Below are 15,161 nucleotides of genomic sequence, written 5' to 3'. Positions count from 1 at the left end.
ACCCCGCACCGCTCCACTTCGCACCGCTCCACCACACCCGCGTAGGCCTCACCCGCACGACGCCCGGCTCCGCCCTGCCCTGAAACCGGCCCGCACGTCCGCCGAGGGGAACCACCATGGCACCAGAACCACCGCTGCTCAGCATGTCCGGCATCACGAAAACCTTCCCCGGCGTCCGGGCCCTCGACGGCGTCGACCTCGACGTCCAGGCCGCTGAGGTGCACTGCCTGCTCGGCCAGAACGGCGCCGGCAAGTCGACCCTCATCAAGATCCTGTCCGGTGCGCACCAGCCCGACGACGGCACCGTGATCTGGCGCGGCGAGCCGGTCACCCTGCGCTCGCCCAGCGCCGCGATGCGCCTCGGCATCGCCACCATCTACCAGGAACTCGACCTGGTGGAACACCTGTCGGTGGCCGAGAACGTCCACCTCGGCCATGAACCCACGGCCGCCGGATTTGTGGTCCGGGGCAGGGCCGCGCGCGCCTCGACCGCCGCGCTGCTCACCCGGCTCGGGCATCCGGAGATCGATCCGGCCCGCCTCGTCGGTGAGTTGCCGGCGGCGCAGCGGCAGATCGTGTCGATGGCGCGGGCGCTCTCGCACGACGTACGGCTGATCGTCATGGACGAGCCGTCCGCCGCCCTGGACCCGGACGAGGTCGACAACCTGTTCCGCATCGTCGGCGACCTCACCGCCGCCGGGGTGGCCGTCGTCTACATCTCGCACCGGCTGGAGGAGATCCGCCGCATCGGCGACCGCGTGACCGTTCTGAAGGACGGGCGGGCGGTGGCGGGCGGACTGCCCGCGAAGACCACGCCGACGCGTGAGGTGGTGGCGCTGATGACGGGACGCGACGTCGAGTACGTCTTCCCGGAGCGGCCCGCGTCGCCGCCGCGCGGCACCCCGGTGCTGGAGGTGCGGGGACTGGCGCGGGACGGCGAGTTCGCCCCCCTCGACCTGGACGTCCGGCCCGGCGAGATCGTCGGACTCGCGGGTCTCGTCGGCTCCGGGCGTTCCGAGATCCTGGAGACGATCTACGGCGCCCGCCGGGCCGGGGCGGGTCAGGTCCGCGTCGACGGGCGCCCGCTGCGGCCCGGCAGTGTGCGCGCGGCCGTGCGGGCCGGGCTCGGCCTCGCCCCCGAGGAGCGCAAGGCGCAGGCACTGCTGATGCTGGAGAGCGTCACCCGCAACGTGTCCGTCTCCTCGCTCGCCCGCTTCGCCCGCGGGGGCTGGATCGACCGGCGGGCCGAGCAGCGCGCGGCCCGGGCGGCGACCCGCGAGCTGTCACTGCGGCCCGACAACCCGTCCGCGCCGGTACGCACCCTGTCCGGCGGCAACCAGCAGAAGGCCGTACTGGCCCGCTGGCTGCTGCGTGGCTGCCGGGTGCTGCTGCTCGACGAACCCACGCGCGGTGTCGACGTCGGCGCGCGCGCCGAACTGTACGCGGTGGTCCGCCGACTGGCGGACGAGGGCCTGGCCGTCCTCCTGGTCTCCAGCGAGGTCCCCGAGGTGCTCGGTCTCGCCGACCGGGTGCTGGTGCTCCGCGAGGGCCGCGTCGTGCACACGGCACCCGCCCGCGAGCTCGACGAACACCGTGTACTCGACCTCGTCCTGGAAGGAAGCCCGGCGTCATGACGCAACCCGTCTCCCCACCGCGGGACGGCACCGACAAGGTGCCGTCGCTCGGCGCCCGTCCCGCCTGGCGCACCCTCGTGGTCCGCGCCGACGTCCGCACCCTCTCCCTCCTCGGCGTGCTCGCCGCGCTGGTCGTCATCGGCGGCGTCACCAGGCCCGACGAGTTCCTCGACACCCGCAACCTGCAACTCGTGCTCACTCAGGCCTCGGTGATCGGTGTCGTCACCGTCGGCATGACCTTCGTCATCACCTCCGGCGGCATCGACCTGTCGGTCGGCGCGATCGTCGCCCTCGCCTCGGTGTGGGCGACCACGGTCGCCACCCAGGACTTCGGCTTCGGCGGCATCCTGCTCACCGCGGTACTCGTCGGACTCGGCTGCGGCCTGGTCAACGGAGTGCTCATCGCGTACGGCGGGATGGTGCCGTTCATCGCCACCCTCGCCATGCTGGCCTCGGCACGCGGCCTCGCCCTCCAGATCACCGACGGCCGGACCCAGATCGTCACGGTGGACGGCGTCCTGAGGCTGGGCGAGCGGGACTCCTACGTGCTGGGCGTCCCACCCCTCGTCCTGGTGTTCGCGATCGTGACGATCATCGGCTGGCTGCTGCTCAACCGCACCACCTTCGGCCGGCGCACGGTCGCCGTCGGCGGCAACGCGGAGGCCGCCCGGCTGGCCGGCATCGACGTACGCCGTCAGCGCCTGTACCTCTACCTGCTGTCCGGGCTGTGCTGCGGCATCGCGGCCTTCCTGCTGGTGATCCTGTCCGGCTCGGGCCAGAACACCAACGGCAACCTCTACGAACTCGACGCCATCGCCGCCGCGATCATCGGCGGCACGCTGCTCAGCGGGGGTCGCGGCACCATCACCGGCGCCGTCCTCGGTGTCCTGATCTTCACCACGATCACCAACATCTTCGCCCTGAACAACCTGCAGAGCGATGTCCAGCAGATCGCCAAGGGCGCGATCATCGTCGCCGCCGTGCTGGTCCAACGCCGAACCGCGAGCACGACCTGAGGAAAGGGTTCACCGCCATGCCACAGCTCACCAGCCGCACCACGAGTCGCAGGGGACTGCTCTTCGGAACGGCGGCGGTCTCCGCCGGTGCCTTCCTCACGGGTTGCACGAGCAACGAGACCAAGGACGAGAGCCCGGCCGCCAGCGACCGGCCGGCCGCCGACGACCGGCCCGGCAAGCCCGTCACCATCGGCTTCGCCGGCCCGCAGGCCGACCACGGCTGGCTCAACGCCATCAACGACAACGCCCAGAACCGCGCCAAGAAGTACTCCGACGTCACCCTGGAGATCACCGAGGGCTCCAACGACACCGCCGCGCAGATCGGCCAGATCGAGACCCTGATCAACAAGAAGGTCGACGTGCTGGTGGTGCTGCCCGCCGACGGCAAGGCCCTCACCCAGGTCGGGCTCCAGGCGATGCGCGCGGGCATCCCGGTCGTCAACCTGGACCGGATCTTCAACACCCCTCAGGCGTACCGCTGCTGGATCGGCGGCGACAACTACGGCATGGGCCTGAACGCCGGTCACTACATCGGGGAGAAGCTCAAGGGGAAGTCCGGCGCCCGTGTGGTCGAACTCGCGGGACTCGACAACCTCGAACTCACCAAGCAGCGCACCCAGGGCTTCGACGACGCGCTGAAGAACTACCCCAACATCACGAAGGTGGCCCGTCAGGCCGCCGAGTTCACGGTCGAGTCCGGGCAGGCCAAGATGGCCCAACTCCTCCAGGCCCAGTCCAAGTTCGACGCGATCTGGAATCACGACGACGACCAGGGCGTGGGTGCGCTGCGGGCCGTCGAGCAGGCCGGGCGGGACGACTTCCTCATGGTCGGGGGAGCCGGCGCGCTCTCCGCCTTCCAGGCCATCCAGCAGGACAAGGGCGTCCTGAAGGCGACCGTCCTCTACCCGCCGTCCATGGCGGCCTCCGCCATCGACCTCGCCCGCGCCCTCGGCCAGGGCAAGGGCGTCGGCGGCCTCGCCGAGTTCGAGATCCCCGCGTCGATCACGCTCTACTCCGCCGTCGTCGACAAGGAGAACGTCGCCCAGTACCTGTCCACCGGCTTCAAGTGAGGCGCTCGCTCCGCCGGGCCTGACCCGCACCGCCGGGCCAGGCCCCACCCCCCACCGCGCCACGTCGACGAGGAGGACCCATGGGACAGCCGCAGCAGTCAGAGGAACCCGAGTCCGCGAAACCGCCGCTGCGCGTCGGCATGGTCGGTTACGCCTTCATGGGCGCCGCCCACTCCCAGGGCTGGCGCACCGCGGGCCATGTCTTCGACCTGCCCCGGCGGCCGGTGATGGCCGCGATCTGCGGCCGCGACGCCGCCGCCGTGCGCGCGGCGGCGGACCGGCACGGCTGGGCTGCGACGGAGACCGACTGGCGTGCGCTGGTCGCCCGGGACGACGTCGACCTCGTCGACATCTGCACCCCCGGCGACAGCCACGCCGAGATCGCCCTCGCCGCGCTCGCGGCCGGCAAGCACGTGCTGTGCGAGAAGCCGCTCGCGAACACCGTGGAGGAGGCCGAGGCGATGGCATCGGCCGCCCAAAACGCCCACGACAACGGCCAGTTGACGATGGTCGGCTTCAACTACCGCCGCGTGCCCGCTGCCGCGCTGGCCCGGCGGATGGTCCGCGACGGCCGGGTCGGCACCCTGCGGCACGTACGGGTGACGTACCTTCAGGACTGGCTGACCGACCCCGCGTTCCCGCTCACCTGGCGGCTGCGCAGGGAACACGCCGGATCCGGGTCGCTCGGCGACCTGGGAGCCCACATCGTCGACCTCGCCCAGTACCTCGCCGGCGAGCCGCTCGCCGGGGTCTCCGCGCTCACCGAGACCTTCGTCCGCGAGCGCCCGCTGCCCGGCGGCCCGACCGCGGGCCTGGCCACCGTGTCCGCCGCGGGCACCGGACCGGTCACCGTCGACGACGCGGCCGTCTTCACCGGCCGGTTCGCCTCCGGCGCCCTCGCCTCCTTCGAGGCGACCCGGTACGCCACCGGCCGCAAGAACGCCCTGCGCATCGAGCTCAACGGCGCCCGCGGCTCGCTCGCCTTCGACCTGGAACGCCTCAACGAACTCTCCTTCCACGACGGCACCGAGCCCGCCACGCACGCCGGCTTCCGCCGCATCCTGGTCACCGAACCCGATCACCCCTACCTGGACGCGTGGTGGCCGCCGGGCCACGGCCTCGGCTACGAGCACACCTTCGTCCACCAGGCCCGCGATCTCGTCCACGCGATCGCCGAGGGCCGCCGCCCCGAACCCTCCTTCGCGGACGGGCTCCAGGTGCAGCGGGTCCTCGCCGCGGTGGAGGAGAGCGCCGCGAAGAACGCCGTCTACACCCCCATAGCGGTCTGAGGAGGCCCCCGACATGCCGCGCACCTTCACACTCTTCACCGGCCAGTGGGCCGACCTCCCGCTGGAGGAGGTCTGCCGACTGGCCCGCGACTTCGGCTACGACGGACTCGAACTCGCCTGCTGGGGAGACCACTTCGAGGTCGACAAGGCCCTGACCGATCCCGGGTACCTCGCCTCGCGCCACGAACTCCTCGACAAGTACGGCCTGAAATGCTGGGCGATCTCCAACCACCTGGTCGGCCAGGCGGTCTGCGACGCCATCATCGACGAGCGCCACCGCGCCATCCTCCCGCCCCGGATCTGGGGCGACGGGGAGGCGGAGGGGGTACGGCGGCGGGCCGCCACCGAGATCGCCGACACCGCGCGGGCGGCGGCCGCGTTCGGCGTCGACACCGTCATCGGTTTCACCGGCTCCGCCATCTGGCACCTGGTCGCCATGTTCCCGCCCGTTCCGGAGTCGATGATCGAGCGCGGCTACGCGGACTTCGCCGAACGCTGGAACCCGATCCTGGACGTCTACGACGCCGAGGGCGTGCGGTTCGCGCACGAGGTCCACCCCGGCGAGATCGCCTACGACTACTGGACGACCCAGCGCGCTCTGGACGCGGTCGACCGCCGACCGGCCTTCGGTCTCAACTTCGACCCCTCCCACTTCGTGTGGCAGGACCTCGACCCGGTCGGCTTCCTGTGGGACTTCCGCGACCGCGTCTACCACGTGGACTGCAAGGAGGCCCGCAAGCGCCTCGACGGGCGCAACGGCCGCCTCGGCTCCCATCTGCCCTGGGGCGACCCGCGGCGCGGCTGGGACTTCGTGTCCGCCGGGCACGGCGACGTCCCGTGGGAGGACGTCTTCCGCATGCTGCGTTCCATCGGCTACCAGGGCCCCGTCTCCGTGGAGTGGGAGGACGCCGGCATGGACCGCCTCCAGGGCGCCCCCGAGGCGCTGACCCGCCTCAAGGCCTACGACTTCGAGCCGCCGTCGGCCTCCTTCGACGCGGCGTTCTCGAACTGACCCATCGGTCCCCGTCGACCCGGCCGCCCCCTCACGGCGGACGAGCCTGACACGAGCGCGTGCGGCGGCCCTCCCCGTGTTCCGGGGAGGGCCGCCGCACGCGCTCGTCAGGCGACGGGCCCGCGTCCGGCGCCGTCGGCTCGCGGGCCGGGCCCGTGCCGCCGGCCCGTCAGGCCGTCTCCTCGCCGAGGGGCTGCGGGTTGGGAACGACGCGGCGCCGCGCCTGCGGCCGTCCGGGCGCCTTGAGGAAGAGCGCGAGCACCGCGGACGCCAGCCCGATGGAACCGGCGATGACGAACGCGCCCTCGTAGTCCCAGGTGCGGACCACGATCGAGCCGACACCGGAGCCCACGAGCCCCGAGATGAGCTTCGAGCTGTAGACCATCCCGTAGTTGGAGGCGTTGTGGTTCTCGCCGAAGTAGTCCGCCGTCATGGCCGCGAACAGCGGGAAGATCGCGCCGCCGCCGAAGCCGGAGACCATGGAGCAGAACAGGAAGAACGGCATGCTGCCCATCTGGCCGGAGATCAGCACCCCGAACTGGGCCGTCCCCAGCACCACACACACGATGACCAGCGTGTTGCGGCGGCCGAACTTGTCGGAGATCCAGCCGATCACCCCGCGTCCGGTGCCGTTGACGATCGCCTTCAGGGACATCGCGGTCGCCACGATCCCGCCCGCGAAGCCCATGTCCTTGCCGAACGGCACCTGGAAGGCGATGCCGAAGATGTTGATCCCCGCCGTGCACAGCAGACAGAACCACATCATCCACAGCACGGGAGTGCGGGAGGCCTGCTTGGGCGTGTACTGCTTCACCGCCGGCGGGTTCTTCTCCAGCGCCCGCCGGATCTTCGGGTCGTCGGTCAGCTTGAGCGGGTCGACGTGCCGCGGCCACCAGTTCTTCGGCGGGTCCTTGAAGAACCAGCCCGCGAACGCGACGACGGCGCAGCAGACGAGACCCACCGCCACCAGGACGCCCTTGTAGTTGCTCAGGTCCATGTACGAGGTGAACAGGAAGACGAAGGGCACCGAGCCGTAGGCGAAACCGCCGTTGACCAGGCCGGTCTTGCCGCCCTTGCGTTCCGGGTACCACTTGCCGACCATGTTCACGCAGGTCGCGTAGACGAGGCCGGCGCCGATGCCGCTGCACATGCCGAAGCCGAGATAGGCGACGATCACGTGCGGCGCGTACGCGAGGGACAGATAGCCCAGGACCGTGCCCAGCGCGCCGAGCATCATCGCGTACCGCGCGGGCAGCCTGCCGCTCTCCCGTAGTTGTCCGGCCGGGAAGGCCACGGCGGCCTGGAAGAATATCCAGACGCCCATCAGCCAGAAGATGTGCCCGCTGCTCCACAGATGCGCCTCGTGGAGGGTGTCCTCGGCCGAGGTGAACGCGTACTCCGAGGAACTGATGCCCAGCATGCCCATCCACGGGAAGAGCACCATGGTCCAGCGTGGCCGCCGCATGATGTCCCGGTCGGTCTCGCCGATCCGGTACACGCGGCCGTTGCGGTCCGTCACCTCCCTGTAGGGGACGGACGTCGAGTAGTCGGTGGTTGTCATGTCGCTCAGCACCCCTTGCGTCGAAAGATCTGGCCAGCGCCCCCTGTCCAAATGCCTTTCGTGCGCGCACGGGTCCCCGGGGGCGGCCGACGCGCACCGTCGGCCGCCCCCGCGCCCACTCACCTCATGACTCGCCCCCCAACAGGCCCGCGGCCCGCGCCCACCGGTACTTCGCGCCCAGTACGGCGACCGGCTTCTCGGTCGTGTACGGGTACGCCACGACCCCGCGCTCGTAGAGGTACTGGCAGGCCTCCTCGACCTCGACGTCACCAGCGAGCGAGGCCACCACCGGCTTCTCGACGCCGCGTTCGCGGAACTCGGCCACCACGCGAGCGGTGAGTTCGGCGAACACCATCGGGGGAGTGACGATGGTGTGCCAGTAGCCGAGCACCAGCGCGTGCACGCGCGGGTCCTCGAGACCCAGCCGGATCGTCGCCTCGTACGTCGACGGCGGCTCGCCGCCGGTGATGTCCACCGGGTTGCCCGCGGCCCCGAACGGCGGGATGAACGCGCGGAAGGCCGCGTCCAGGTCGGGCGGGATCTCCATCAGCGACAGACCGTTGTCGGTCACCGCGTCCGAGAGCAGTACGCCGCTGCCGCCGGCCCCCGTGATGATCACGACGTTGTCGCCCTTGGGGGTGGGCAGCACCGGCAGCCCGCGTGCGTACTCCAGCATGTCGTTGAGCCCCGGTGCCCGGATGACCCCCGCCTGCCGGAGGATGTCGTCGTACACGGCGTCGTCGCCCGCGAGCGCGCCCGTGTGCGAGCCGGCCGCCTTCGCTCCGGCCGCCGTACGGCCCGCCTTGAGGACGACGACGGGTTTCTTGGTGATGGTCTCGCGCGCCGCCTGGACGAAGGCACGTCCGTCCTTGAGGTCCTCCAGGTGCATCGCGATGCACTCGGTGTGCGGGTCCTCGCCGAACCAGGTCAGCAGGTCGTCCTCGTCCAGGTCCGACTTGTTGCCCAGGCCGACGATCGCCGACACCCCCGTCTTCGTGGTGCGGGCGAAGCCCAGGATGGCCATCCCGATGCCACCGGACTGCGAGGTCAGCGCCACCCCGCCCTTGACGTCGTACGGCGTGCAGAACGTGGCGCACAGGTCCTGCCACGTCGAGTAGTAGCCGTAGATGTTCGGTCCGAGCAGCCGGACGCCGTGCCGTTCGGCGATCGCCACGATCTCGTCCTGGAGCGCGTGCTCGCCGGTCTCCGCGAAACCGGAGGGGATCAGCACGGCGTTGGGGATCCCCTTGCGTCCCACCTCCTCCAGGGCCGAGGCCACGAACTTGGCGGGGATCGCGAAGACCGCCACATCCACCTCACCGGGAACGTCGGTGACACTCTTGTACGCCTTACGGCCCAGAATGTCATCGGCCCGGGGGTTCACCGGATGGATCTCTCCGGCGAAGCCGCCGTCGACCAGGTTGCGCATCACCGAGTTGCCGATCTTGCCCTGTTCGTTGGAGGCGCCGATCACGGCCACGGAGGACGGCTGCATCAGCCGCCGCATACTGGTCAGGATCTCCTCGCGGGTGTAGCGGCGGCGCGGGGGAGGCTGCGACTCGGCGAGGATCACCCGGATGTCGGCGGCGACCGCGCCGTCCGCGGTCGCGATCACCGGGTTGAGGTCCACCTCCGCGATCTCCGGGAATTCCGCGACCAGTTCGGACACCCGGCGGATCTGCTCGGCGACCGCCCACCGGTCCACGGCCGGGGCGCCGCGCACCCCGCGCAGGATCTCCGCCGCGCGGATCGAGTCCAGCATGGACAGCGCCTCGTCGGCGTCCACCGGCGCCAGCCGGAACGTCACGTCCTTGAGCACCTCGACGAGCACCCCGCCGAGCCCGAACGCCACGACCTTCCCGAACGTCGGATCGGTCACCGCGCCGACGATGACCTCCTGCCCGCGCGGGAGCAGTTCCTGCACCTGGACGCCGTCGACGCGGGCCTCGGGGTCGTACGCCCGGGCGTTCTCGACGATCCGGTGGAACGCCGCCCGCACGTCGCTCGCGCCCTCGACCCCGACGACGACACCGCCGGCGTCGGTCTTGTGCAGGATGTCGGGGGAGACGATCTTCATCACGACGGGCCCGCCGAAGCGTGCCGCGTACGCCACCGCCTCGTCCACGTCGGTCGCCAGTTCCTCGCCCGGTACGGCGATCCCGTACGCGTCGGCGATCACCTTGCCCTCGGGCGCGGTGAGCGCGGTGCGCCCCTGCGCCCGGACGGAGTCCAGGAGCGCGCGTACCCTCGGCAGCCGGTCCTCGGCCATCACGTCAGATCACCCCGTTCGACTTGAGCAGGCGCAGTTCCTCGTCGCCGAGCCCGAGCTCGCCGACGTAGACCTCTTCGTTGTGCTCCCCGAGCAGGGGCGAACTCCGCACGTCCACGGGGGAGTCGGAGAGTTTGAGCGGGCTCCCGACGGTCACGAACTCGCCGCGTTCGGGATGCGGCACGGTGACCACCATCTCGTTGGCGACCAGCGACTCGTCCTCGATGATCTCCTTGGTGGACAGGATCGGCCCGCACGGGATGTTGTGGGCGTTGAGCCGCTCCAGCACCTCCCACTTGGGCAGGGTGGAGGACCACTCCTCGATCAGCTGGAACATCTTGCCCAGCTTCGGCAGCCGGGCCCGCGGCGTCGCCCACTCGGGGTCGTCGGCGAGTTCGGGCCGGCCGACGAGCTCGGTGAGCGGCCGCCAGCCGACGGGCTGCACGATGACGTACACGTAGTCGTTCGGGCCGCCCGGCGCGCACTTGACCGCCCAGCCCGGCTGGCCGCCGCCGGACGCGTTCCCCGACCGGGGAACCTCCGTGCCGAAGTCGTCGTTGGGATATTCGGCGAGCGGCCCGTGCGCCAGGCGTTGCTGGTCGCGCAGCTTCACCCGGCACAGGTTGAGCACCGCGTGCTGCATGGCCACGTTGACCCGCTGCCCGCGCCCGGTGTGCTCCCGCTGGTACAGCGCGGCGAGGATCCCCGCCACGGCGTGCACACCCGTGCCCGAGTCCCCGATCTGGGCGCCCGTCGCCAGCGGGGGCCCGTCCTCGAAACCGGTGGTCGACATCGACCCGCCCATGGCCTGCGCCACGACCTCGTACGCCTTGAAATCGGTGTACGGGCCGTCGCCGAACCCCTTGATGGAGGCGTAGACGATCCGCGGGTTGATCTCCTTCACGCGGTCCCAGGTGAAGCCCATCCGGTCGACCGCGCCGGGGCCGAAGTTCTCGACCATGACGTCGGAGCGCCGGATCAGCTCGGTGAGGATCTCCTTGCCGCGCTCGGTCTTGGTGTTGAGGGTGATGCTCCGCTTGTTGCAGTTGAGCATCGTGAAGTAGAGGGAGTCGACGTCCGGGAGGTCGCGCAGCTGCCCGCGCGTGATGTCCCCGGTCGGCGCCTCCAGCTTGACGACGTCCGCGCCGAGCCAGGCGAGCAGCTGGGTCGCGGAGGGCCCGGACTGCACATGGGTCATGTCCAGGACGCGGATGCCGTCGAGGGCCCTGGGCGGCGTTCCGGTCGTTGCGGTCATGAAGGCCACCTCACTTGTACATGGTCTGGTTCATGGTTCCGGGGGCGTACGCGTCCGGGTCGACCCAGACGTTGATCAGCGACGGCTTGCCGGACTCGCGGGCCCGGCGCAGCGCCGGCCCGATGTCCGCGGGGTCGCGGACCTCCTCGCCGTGACCGCCCAGCATCCGGGCGAACTCGTCGTAGCGGACGTCACCGAGGGTGTTGCCGATCCGCTCCCGCTCCAGGCCGTACTTCTGGGCCTGGCCGTAACGGATCTGGTTCATCGAGGAGTTGTTGCCGACGATGCCGACGAAGGGCAGGTCGTAGCGGACGAGGGTCTCGAAGTCCCAGCCGGTCAGGGAGAACGCTCCGTCGCCGAAGAGCGCGACCACTTCCTTGTCGGGCCGTGCCTGCTTCGCGGCGAGCACGAAGGGGATGCCGACACCGAGGGTGCCGAGCGGACCCGGGTCCATCCAGTGGCCCGGCGACTTGGGCTGCACGACCTGCCCGGAGAAGGTGACGATGTCGCCGCCGTCGCCGATGTAGATCGAGTCCTCGGTGAGGAAGTCGTTGATCTCGCTCACCAGGCGGTACGGGTGGATCGGTGAGGCGTCCGACCGCAGGCTGGGCAACCGCTTGTCGAGGGCGGTCTGTTCGGCCGCCCGCAGCTCGTCGAGCCACTCCTTGCGCTTCGACGCGCCGCCGTCGACGCGCCCGGACGCGGCCTCCGTCACCGACTTCAGCACCAGGCCCGCGTCGCCGACGATCCCGAGGTCGATGTCCCGGTTCCTGCCGACGGTGCGGTAGTCGAGGTCGATCTGGACCACGGTGGCCTGCGGCGAGAGGCGCTTGCCGTAGCCCATGCGGAAGTCGAAGGGCGTGCCGACGATCACGATGACGTCGGCGTTCGAGAACGCGTACCGGCGGGAGAGCTGGAAGTGGTGCGGGTCGCCGGGCGGCAGCGTGCCGCGTCCCGCGCCGTTCATGTACGCGGGGATGTTGAGGGTGCGCACGAGGTCGACGGCGGCCTCGGTGCCGCGGGTGGTCCACACCTGGCTGCCCAGCAGGATCGCGGGCTTCTCGGCGTGCACCAGGAGGTCGGCGAGCTTCTCGATCGCCTCGGGGTCGCCCGCCGAGCGGGTCGAGGCGCGGTAGGCGCCCGGCCGGGGCACGCGTGCCTTCGCCACCGGCACCTTGGCGTCGAGGACGTCGCGCGGGATCTCCAGGAAGGAGGGACCGGGCGCGCCGTGGTAGCACTCGCGGAACGCCATCGAGACCATGTCCGCCGCGCGTGCCGTGTCCGGCACGGTCGCCGCGAACTTGGTGATCGGCGTCATCATGTCGACGTGCGGGAGGTCCTGGAGCGACCCCATCTTGTGCTGGGTGAGGGCGCCTTGGCCGCCGATCAGCAGCATGGGGGACTCGGCGCGGAAGGCGTTGGCGACGCCGGTGACGGCGTCCGTGGTGCCGGGGCCGGCGGTGACGACCGCGCAGCCGGGCCTGCCCGTGATGCGTGCGTAGCCGTCGGCCGCGTGGGCCGCGACCTGTTCGTGGCGCACGTCGACGACTTCTATGCCCTCGTCGACGCAGCCGTCGTAGATGTCGATGATGTGGCCGCCGCACAGCGTGTAGATGCGGTCCACCCCCTCGGCCTTGAGTGCTTTGGCAACGAGGTGGCCGCCGGAAATCACGTCCTGCGTGTCGTCGGGCATGGCGAAGTCCTGTCCCTTCGTAGGGGTGGGAACGCTCTCGCGGTACATTGCATACAGTCGACGAATACTGTATGAAGCTTGTTATCCCGCATCCGGTGGGTGGTGTCCAGGGGGCGTGCGGCACTTTCCAGACAGGAGCCGAGATGGACCTGTACGAACACCAGGCAAGGCAACTCTTCGAGGAACACGGCATCTTGGTGCCGCGGGCCGAGGTCACCGACTCGCCCAAGGAGGCACGGGAGATCGCCCGCCGACTGGGCGGTCGCGTCGTCGTCAAGGCGCAGGTCAAGACCGGTGGCCGTGGCAAGGCCGGCGGGGTCAAGCTCGCCGCCGACCCGGCCGCCGCCGAGCTGACGGCCCGCCAGATCCTCGGCATGGACATCAAGGGCCACACGGTCGGCACGGTGATGCTGGCCCAACCCGTCGACATCGACACCGAGTTCTACGTCTCCTACGTCCTCGACCGCTCGGCCGGGCGCTTCCTCGCGATCGCCTCCGCCGAGGGCGGCATGGACATCGAGGAGGTCGCCGCCACCCGGCCCGAGGCCGTCGCGCGCGTCCCGGTCGACCCCGCCGAGGGCGTCACCTCGGCCAAGGCGGGCGCGATCGCCGCGGCGGCCGGCCTGCCGCCGCAGACCGTCGACGTCCTGGTGCGGCTCTGGGAGGTGCTGGTCGCCGAGGACGCCCTCCTGGTCGAGGTCAACCCGCTCGTGCGCACCCGGCAGGGCCGGATCCTCGCGCTCGACGGCAAGGTCACCCTCGACGACAACGCCCGCTTCCGCCAGCAGCGTTGGGGCGCCGACACCACCACACACGGCCACCCGCTGGAGGAGGAGGCCGCCGCGAAGGGCCTGAACTACGTCAAGCTCGACGGCGAGGTCGGCGTCATCGGCAACGGCGCGGGCCTGGTCATGTCGACGCTCGACGTGGTCGCGGGCTGCGGCGCGCGGCCCGCCAACTTCCTCGACATCGGCGGCGGGGCGTCCGCCCTGACCATGGCCGACGGACTGTCCGTCATCCTCTCCGACCCGGCGGTGAAGTCCGTGCTCGTCAACGTCTTCGGCGGCATCACCGCCTGCGACGCGGTCGCCGACGGGATCGTGCGGGCCCTGGACACCGTCCGCTTGACCAAACCGCTGGTGGTCCGCCTCGACGGCAACAACGCGGCCCGCGGCCGCGCCATCCTCGACGAGCGCGCCCACCCCCGGGTCCAGCAGGCCACCACCATGGACGGCGCCGCCCGCCGGGCCGCCCAACTCGCCACCGAAACCTGAGGAGACGGGACGACATGGCCATTTACCTCACCAAGGAGAGCAAGGTCCTCGTCCAGGGCATGACCGGCGGCGAGGGCATGAAGCACACCCGGCGCATGCTCGCGGCCGGCACGAACGTGGTCGGCGGCGTCAACCCGCGCAAGGCGGGCCGCACCGTCGACTTCGACGTCCCGCAGTCCCCCGAGGGCCTGGGAAGCACCTCCGTCGCCGTCCCCGTCTTCGGCTCGGTCGGCGAGGGCATGGCGGCCACCGGAGCCGACGTCACCGTGGTGTTCGTGCCGCCCGCGTTCGCCCGGGCCGCCGTCGTCGAGGCCGCCGACGCCGGCATCGCCCTGGCCGTCGTCATCACCGAGGGCATCCCGGTGCACGACTCCGTCGCCTTCACCGCGTACGCGCGGGGCAAGGGAACCAGGATCGTCGGCCCCAACTGCCCCGGCCTGATCACCCCCGGCCAGTCCAACGCGGGCATCATCCCCGCCGACATCGCCAAGCCGGGCCGCATCGGCCTGGTCTCCAAGTCCGGCACCCTCACCTACCAACTCATGTACGAACTGCGCGACATCGGCTTCTCGACATGTGTCGGCATCGGCGGCGATCCCGTCGTCGGCACCACCCACATCGACTGCCTGGCCGCCTTCCAGGACGACCCCGACACCGAACTGATCGTCCTCATCGGAGAGATCGGCGGCGACGCGGAGGAACGCGCGGCGGACCACATCCGCGACCACGTCACCAAACCCGTCGTCGGCTACATCGCGGGCTTCACCGCGCCCGAGGGCAGGACCATGGGCCACGCGGGCGCGATCGTGTCCGGCTCCTCCGGCACGGCCCAGGCGAAGAAACGGGCCCTGGAGGCCGTCGGGGTGCGCGTGGGCGGCACACCGACGGAGACCGCGCGGCTGGTCCTGTCCGCACTCTCCCGGGACGAGGACGACCAGGGCATCACGCGCGCTTGACACGCAGCGACGACACACCGCCGGGCGGTGGCACCGCGTGCGCCCGCCCGGCGGTGGCCACACCCCTTCATCCCAGACGCTCGTAGGCGCGTGCCGTTCCTCCGCACGTGACCGCACATCTGCGCGAGCCGA

11 protein-coding genes are annotated in these 15,161 nt (G+C 70.9%); 7 read left to right on the top strand and 4 right to left on the bottom strand.

The features are described 5' to 3' along the window. Nucleotides 1-116: 116 nt before the first annotated feature. From ACWCQK_RS02385 to ACWCQK_RS02365, 5 genes are all read left to right on the top strand, one after another. Entirely contained in the window at nt 117-1,634 is a 1,518-nt protein-coding gene (locus ACWCQK_RS02385; protein ID WP_451150966.1) for a sugar ABC transporter ATP-binding protein, read from the top strand. Further along, nucleotides 1,631-2,650 carry an ABC transporter permease gene (locus ACWCQK_RS02380; RefSeq protein WP_451150964.1) on the top strand — a complete coding sequence of 340 codons (1,020 nt, stop codon included), beginning with the start codon at nt 1,631-1,633 and terminating at the stop codon, nt 2,648-2,650. The genes ACWCQK_RS02385 and ACWCQK_RS02380 overlap by 4 nt, the downstream gene beginning before the upstream one ends. 17 nt (nt 2,651-2,667) lie before the next feature. Then, nucleotides 2,668-3,720 (top strand): substrate-binding domain-containing protein, encoded by a 1,053-nt coding sequence (locus ACWCQK_RS02375; RefSeq protein ID WP_451150962.1) that lies wholly within the window; start codon nt 2,668-2,670, stop codon nt 3,718-3,720. Between the two features lie 80 nt (nt 3,721-3,800). Further along, complete coding sequence (locus tag ACWCQK_RS02370) at nt 3,801-5,009, top strand: Gfo/Idh/MocA family protein (RefSeq protein ID WP_451150960.1); 1,209 nt, start codon at nt 3,801-3,803, stop codon at nt 5,007-5,009. 13 nt (nt 5,010-5,022) lie between these two features. Then, nucleotides 5,023-6,021, top strand: a complete 999-nt coding sequence (locus tag ACWCQK_RS02365) for a sugar phosphate isomerase/epimerase family protein (RefSeq protein WP_451150958.1) — start codon at nt 5,023-5,025, stop codon at nt 6,019-6,021. A 169-nt stretch (nt 6,022-6,190) separates the two neighbouring features. Here the strand turns inward: ACWCQK_RS02365 and ACWCQK_RS02360 are convergent, their stop codons facing one another. From ACWCQK_RS02360 to ACWCQK_RS02345, 4 genes are all read right to left on the bottom strand, one after another. After that, nucleotides 6,191-7,582 (bottom strand): OFA family MFS transporter, encoded by a 1,392-nt coding sequence (locus ACWCQK_RS02360; RefSeq protein WP_451150956.1) that lies wholly within the window; start codon nt 7,580-7,582, stop codon nt 6,191-6,193. A 124-nt stretch (nt 7,583-7,706) separates the two neighbouring features. After that, nucleotides 7,707-9,851: an acetate--CoA ligase family protein gene (locus ACWCQK_RS02355; protein ID WP_451151776.1), complete on the bottom strand. Its 2,145-nt coding sequence runs from the start codon at nt 9,849-9,851 to the stop codon at nt 7,707-7,709. A gap of 4 nt (nt 9,852-9,855) precedes the next feature. Next, nucleotides 9,856-11,106 (bottom strand): formyl-CoA transferase, encoded by a 1,251-nt coding sequence (frc, locus tag ACWCQK_RS02350; protein WP_451150954.1) that lies wholly within the window; start codon nt 11,104-11,106, stop codon nt 9,856-9,858. Between the two features lie 10 nt (nt 11,107-11,116). Continuing rightward, entirely contained in the window at nt 11,117-12,799 is a 1,683-nt protein-coding gene (locus tag ACWCQK_RS02345) for a thiamine pyrophosphate-binding protein (protein WP_451150952.1), read from the bottom strand. Between the two features lie 143 nt (nt 12,800-12,942). On the opposite strand from ACWCQK_RS02345, the gene sucC reads away from it, so the two are divergent. Further along, a complete protein-coding gene (gene sucC / locus ACWCQK_RS02340; protein WP_451150950.1) occupies nt 12,943-14,073 on the top strand; it encodes an ADP-forming succinate--CoA ligase subunit beta in 1,131 nt (376 codons plus the stop codon). A gap of 14 nt (nt 14,074-14,087) precedes the next feature. Continuing rightward, nucleotides 14,088-15,029, top strand: coding sequence for a succinate--CoA ligase subunit alpha (sucD, locus tag ACWCQK_RS02335; RefSeq protein WP_451150948.1), 942 nt, complete (start codon nt 14,088-14,090; stop codon nt 15,027-15,029). Nucleotides 15,030-15,161: the final 132 nt, after the last annotated feature.

The sequence above is a fragment of the Streptomyces sp. NPDC002306 genome, assembly GCF_053593435.1.
This window is presented reverse-complemented; position numbering and strand designations above follow the sequence as displayed.

Coding starts and splice junctions, on each gene's coding strand:
- ACWCQK_RS02385 (WP_451150966.1), top strand. CDS start 117: ATGGCACCAGAACCACCGCTGCTCAGCATGTCCGGCATCACGAAAACC.
- ACWCQK_RS02380 (WP_451150964.1), top strand. CDS start 1,631: ATGACGCAACCCGTCTCCCCACCGCGGGACGGCACCGACAAGGTGCCG.
- ACWCQK_RS02375 (WP_451150962.1), top strand. CDS start 2,668: ATGCCACAGCTCACCAGCCGCACCACGAGTCGCAGGGGACTGCTCTTC.
- ACWCQK_RS02370 (WP_451150960.1), top strand. CDS start 3,801: ATGGGACAGCCGCAGCAGTCAGAGGAACCCGAGTCCGCGAAACCGCCG.
- ACWCQK_RS02365 (WP_451150958.1), top strand. CDS start 5,023: ATGCCGCGCACCTTCACACTCTTCACCGGCCAGTGGGCCGACCTCCCG.
- ACWCQK_RS02360 (WP_451150956.1), bottom strand. CDS start 7,582: ATGACAACCACCGACTACTCGACGTCCGTCCCCTACAGGGAGGTGACG.
- ACWCQK_RS02355 (WP_451151776.1), bottom strand. CDS start 9,851: ATGGCCGAGGACCGGCTGCCGAGGGTACGCGCGCTCCTGGACTCCGTC.
- frc (WP_451150954.1), bottom strand. CDS start 11,106: ATGACCGCAACGACCGGAACGCCGCCCAGGGCCCTCGACGGCATCCGC.
- ACWCQK_RS02345 (WP_451150952.1), bottom strand. CDS start 12,799: ATGCCCGACGACACGCAGGACGTGATTTCCGGCGGCCACCTCGTTGCC.
- sucC (WP_451150950.1), top strand. CDS start 12,943: ATGGACCTGTACGAACACCAGGCAAGGCAACTCTTCGAGGAACACGGC.
- sucD (WP_451150948.1), top strand. CDS start 14,088: ATGGCCATTTACCTCACCAAGGAGAGCAAGGTCCTCGTCCAGGGCATG.